Here is a 5,308-nt window from a genome sequence, read left to right as displayed (position 1 = left end):
CGGTGTCGCGGCTGCAGCTGGCGCTGATCAGCGAGGGCGCGCGCATCCGTACCGCGCTCGGCCTGCTCGGCGACCAAGCCACGCGCACCGCCCGCCAGGCTTCGCAGAACGGCCAGCTGGTGCAGCAGGCCGAGCGGGCGTTGCAGGCGCAGCGGGTCGAGGCCGACATGGCCGCCACCGCCATGCAGCAGATGGCCGCCTCGATCAACCAGGTCGCCGTACACGTGCAGCAAACCGCCGTCGAGGCGCGCCAGGTCAATCGGCTGTCGCAAGGCGGCAGCAGCCAGGCCCGGCAGAGTCGCGCGGTGGTCGAGAAGCTGGCGCATACGGTGGACGGCATCAGTGCCTCGGTGGCCGGGCTGGCCGGCGAGGCGCAGTCGATCCAGCAGGCGGCCAACATGATTCGCAGCATCGCCGAACAGACCAATCTGCTGGCCCTCAACGCGGCCATCGAGGCGGCCCGCGCCGGCGAGCAGGGCCGCGGCTTTGCCGTGGTGGCCGACGAGGTGCGGGCACTGGCGTCGAAGACCCAGGAGTCCACCGAGGCGATCCAGGGCATCATCGCCAGCCTGCAGCAGGTGGCGGCCCAGGCGGTGCAGATCGCCCGCCAGGGCAGCGAGGAAGCGCGGGCCGGGGTGGCCTGGGTGAGCGAAACCGAACAGGCGCTGGACGCCATCACCACCGCCGTCGAGCGCATCCACCAGATGGCCGAGCAGATGGCCGCCGCCGCCGAGCAGCAGAATCTGGTGGCCGAGGACGTTTCCCGGCAGATCAGCAACATCTCCACGGCCGCCGAGCAGAATGCCGAGGTCACCGCGCGCTCCGCGCACCTGGGCGGCGAGCTGGAGGCCACCGCGCACGCCCTGCATGCCCTGGTCGCGCGCTTCGATACCTGAGCCGCCGTCGCCGCGGCACTCTCAACCCCCGTTCGTGAGACTGGCGCGCGCCGAGAATGGCGGGCGTCCGGCCAGGCTGCGCGGCGCCGTTGCCGGCCTGGGAACGGCCCGGGAACGGCGGCTGGGAAACGGCTTTTCGGGAGGCTGTGCGGCGGCGTTCGAAGGGGCATTTCGCCCCTGTCATCAAATGAGAAATGGCTGACGCCAAATGTGAAGCGGGGTAGGTGGGGGCTCTTTACTGTTGTCTGCAACGACCATCCGGCTACCTGTAAAGCCGGAGCCAACTGCAAAGGTGTCGATGTGGAAAAGCTGCAAACCCATGCCACGGTGCTGATCGTTCCCGGTCTGCGCGAACACGTGCCGCAACACTGGCAAACCCTGCTGGAAGCCAAGCTGAGCAAGGTGCGTTCGGTTGCCCCGCTGCAGGCTGACAAGCTCAGCTGTGCCGCCCGGGTCGAGGCCATCCAGCGCGAGCTGGAGCAGATCGAGGGCCCGGTGATCCTGGTCGCCCACAGCGCCGGCGTGCTTATGGTGGCGCACTGGGCGGCCCGCTACAGCCGCCCGATCCAGGGCGCCCTGCTGGCCACCCCGCCGGACCTGCAGGCCAGCTGGCCGCAGGGCTATCCGACGCCGGACAGCCTGCGCGCGCATGGCTGGGATCCGCTGCCGGACGGCCGCCTGCCCTTTCCCAGCATCGTCGCCGCGAGCAGCAACGACTACCTGGCCAGCCTGGAAGCCGCCTGCCATCTGGCCGAGGCCTGGGGCAGCCAACTGGTCAATCTCGGCGCGGTCGGCCACCTCAACCCGGCTTCGGGTTACGGCGAGTGGGAGCGGGCCGAGGCCTTCATTCGCGAACTGGATTGTTGAGGCGCGCGGCTCCCCGGAGCCGCGTCGCCCAGCGCTGCCGCCAGCCGCCGGCTGAGCCGCAGCATGAGAACTCGCACCCTTGCTATACCGGATGTGAGCCGTTGTTAGAGCCACAAACACAACAAGCGGAGACAACGCATGTACAACAATAAGAATCACGCTACTCGGCCCTTGCGGCGCAGCCTGCTGGCCACGGCGATCCTCGCCGCTTCCATGCCGGCCGCCCATGCCGTCGAAGTCGACCTGGGCAGCGAGGACTGGGCCGTACGCTTCGACAACACGGTCAAGTACAACTACGGCGTACGCACCGAGAGCGCCGATAAGCGCATGCTGGCCACGCCGAACAACAACGACGGCGACTACAACTTCCGCAAGGCCGGCACCAACATCACCAACCGCGTCGACCTGCTCACCGAGCTCGACGTGGTCTACCAGAACCGCATGGGTTTTCGCGTCAGTGCCGCCAGCTGGTACGACAAGGCCTACGACAACACCGGCTCCAACTCCAACCCCTTCGTCAACGGCAACGACGCGGCCAGCGGCATGACCACCCAGCACCCGCTGGTCGGCCCCTTTGCCAGCGCCGACGGCCTGGGCAACGGCAATCCGCACCTGAGCCGCTACGCCAAGCGCTACTACAGCGGCCCGTCCGGCGAGATCCTCGACGCCTTCGTGTTCTACAGCACCGAGGTCGGCGAGGAGTCGCTGCTGAGCGTCAAGGCCGGCCAGCACAACGTGTTCTGGGGCGAGACCATTCTCAACCCGGTGCACTCGCTGAGCTACGGCCAGTCCGGCCTGGACCTGGCCAAGCTGGCCGCCTCGCCGGGCACCGAGGCCAAGGAGCTGTTCATGCCGCGCAACCAGCTCTCCACCAGCTTCACCCTGAACTCCGAGTGGACCTTCGGCGCGCAGTATTTCTTCGACTGGGACGCCGCCCGCCTGCCCGAGGCCGGCACTTACTACGGCACCTCCGACCTGCTCGGCGAGGGTGCGCAGTCCTTCCTGCTCGGCCACACCGCGACGCCACCGGGCTTCCTCGGTCAGGACGCGCTGACCAACGTGCGCCGCGGCGACGACAACACGCCGAACGACAGCGGCGACTGGGGGCTGATGGCCAAGTGGGCGCCGGAGTGGCTGGACGGCACCCTGGGTTTCTACTACCGCCGGACCTCCGACATCCTGCCGCAGGCGGTGCTGGATGCGCGCTCGCTGTCGCTGACCCAGGGCAGCTGCGTGGTGGCGCCGGGCGGCGTGGTCAGCGTACCGGCCACCGGCGTCTGCCGCCTGGTCGATTCCCTGGCCGGCACCAGCTACAACCTGTCCTACGGCGACGACATCGACATCTACGGCCTGAGCCTGTCCAAGGAGTTCGCCGGGGTCAGCGTCGGCAGCGACCTGAACATCCGCAAGAACATGCCGCTGTCCAGCATCCCGGCCATCGTCAGCGCCACCGGCCCGGCCGGGCTGGCCGCCGGCCTGGGGGCGCTGCCGCCGCGCAGCGCCGGTTCCGGCGTGGTCACCGACCTGCCGGGCGAGGGCGACAGCATGGCCGCCACCGGCGACACCCTGCACTGGACCCTCAACGGTCTGCTGGCCATCGCCGAGACGCCGCTGTTCGACGCCGCGACGCTGCTGGGCGAGCTGTACTACAGCAACCTGCTGAGCCTCGATAGCAAGAACGAGGCGCTGTACAAGGGCAAGGACACCTACCGCGGCATCGACAAGCCGACCCGCGACAACTGGGGCCTGGCGGTCAACTTCACGCCGACCTGGTACCAGGTGTTCCCGGGCGTGGATCTGTCCGCGCCGATGTCGATCAACGTCGGTCTCGACGGCGTCTCGCCGGTGGTCGCCGGCGGCGCCGAGGACACCGGCAACTACGCGGTGGGCGTGAGCGCGGCCATCTACAACCAGTACTACGTCGACCTCAAGTACGTCGACTCCTTCGGCGATTCGGCCAAGTGCGAGAACGGCGCGACCGATGGCGCGACCCCCAACGCCCTGGACGGTACCGAGCGTTACACCTGCTACGCCGGCGGCTATGCCTCCTTCTCCGGCGGTGGGGCCACCGGCGAAGACCGGGGTGCGCTCTATCTGACTTTCAAGACCACCTTCTGATCTATGAATTGCCCAGCTTACGAGCAGGAGTACACCCAATGAAATTCGTGAAAACCCTACTGGCTGCCTCTCTGGCGCTGGTCGTTGCGCAGGCCCAGGCCGCGGTATCCGCTGACGAGGCCGCCAAGCTCGGCCAGACCCTGACCCTGGTCGGTGCCGAAAAGGCCGGCAATGCCGACGGCTCCATCCCGGCTTTCGAGGGCGGCCTGAACACCGCCCCGGCAGGCTTCAAGAACGGCGACACCGTGCGCCCCGATCCCTTCGCCGGCGAGCAGCCGCTGCTGGTGATCGACGGCAAGAACGCCGATCAGTACAAGGACCAGCTGACCGCCGTGACCTACGAACTGGCCAAGCGCTACCCGAGCTTCCGCGCCGAGGTCTACCCCAGCCACCGTACCGCGACCATGCCCCAGGCGCTGCTGGACAACACGCTGAAGAACGCCACCGGGGCCAAGTCGCTGGAAGGCGGCAACGCCATCGAGAACGTGCTGCCGGGCATTCCCTTCCCGATTCCGCAGTCCGGCGCCGAGGCCATGTGGAACCACCTGCTGCGCTTCCAGGGCGCCGGTTACACCACCAAGTACGACTCCTGGAACGTCGATGCCGCCGGCGTCGCCACCCTGGCCACCACCGGCACCGCGTTCAACGCCTTCCCCATCTACGAAGACACGAACAAGGTGATCGACGCCAGGGACACCTACTTCCAGACCAAGCTGTACTACAGCGGCCCGGCCCGCCGCGCCGGCGAATCGCTGATGCTCAAGGACGCCGCCAACCCGCTGGAGCAACCGCGCCGCGCCTGGCAGTACCTGCCCGGCGTGCGTCGGGTCAAGCTGGCGCCGAACCTGGCCTACGACACGCCGAACCCGGGTACCGCCGGCTCCGGCACCTACGACGACATCTACGTGTTCAACGGCGCGCTGGATCGCTACGACTGGAAACTGGTCGGCAAGCAGGAAATGTTCGTGCCCTACAACACCTACAAGCTCACCTATATCAAGGACCCCAAGCAGCTGACCACGCCCAATCACCTGGCGCCGGAGTTCGTGCGCTGGGAGAAGCACCGCGTGTGGGTGGTCGAGGGCACGCTGAAGGCCGGCGCCCGCCACATCTATGCCAAGCGCCGCTTCTACCTCGACGAGGACAGCTGGAACGCCCTGGCCTCCGATCAGTACGACGCCGGTGGCCAGCTGTACCGCGGCTCCTTCAGCTTCCTGACCCAGAGCTACGACGTCGCTACGCCGAACACAGCGCCCCACGTCATCTACGACCTGATCGGCGGCAGCTACAACGTCAACGGCGTGGTCGGCCCGTACGGCGGCATCAAGTACATCGAGCCCCTGTCCAAGGCCCAGTGGTCGCCCGAGGCGCTGGCCGGCGCCGGTATCCGCTGAGGGTCGCCGGCCGGGCAGGGCCCGGCCGGCGCT

At 68.1% G+C, this 5,308-nt stretch carries 4 protein-coding genes; all 4 read left to right on the top strand.

Annotation, left to right across the window (positions count from 1 at the left end; genetic code table 11):
* Positions 1-896 (top strand): methyl-accepting chemotaxis protein (locus N878_RS11905; RefSeq protein WP_021443880.1); only part of this gene is annotated, 896 nt, incomplete at its 5' end.
* A gap of 300 nt (positions 897-1,196) precedes the next feature.
* Entirely contained in the window at positions 1,197-1,763 is a 567-nt protein-coding gene (locus tag N878_RS11900) for an alpha/beta hydrolase (RefSeq protein WP_021443879.1), read from the top strand.
* Positions 1,764-1,901: 138 nt separating this feature from the next.
* Complete coding sequence (locus N878_RS11895; RefSeq protein WP_031303076.1) at positions 1,902-3,881, top strand: DUF1302 domain-containing protein; 1,980 nt, start codon at positions 1,902-1,904, stop codon at positions 3,879-3,881.
* A gap of 38 nt (positions 3,882-3,919) precedes the next feature.
* Positions 3,920-5,275 (top strand): DUF1329 domain-containing protein, encoded by a 1,356-nt coding sequence (locus N878_RS11890; protein ID WP_021443877.1) that lies wholly within the window; start codon positions 3,920-3,922, stop codon positions 5,273-5,275.
* Positions 5,276-5,308: the final 33 nt, after the last annotated feature.

Origin of the sequence: Pseudomonas sp. EGD-AK9 (assembly GCF_000465935.2) — a bacterium.
GTDB lineage: Bacteria > Pseudomonadota > Gammaproteobacteria > Pseudomonadales > Pseudomonadaceae > Aquipseudomonas.
This window is presented reverse-complemented; position numbering and strand designations above follow the sequence as displayed.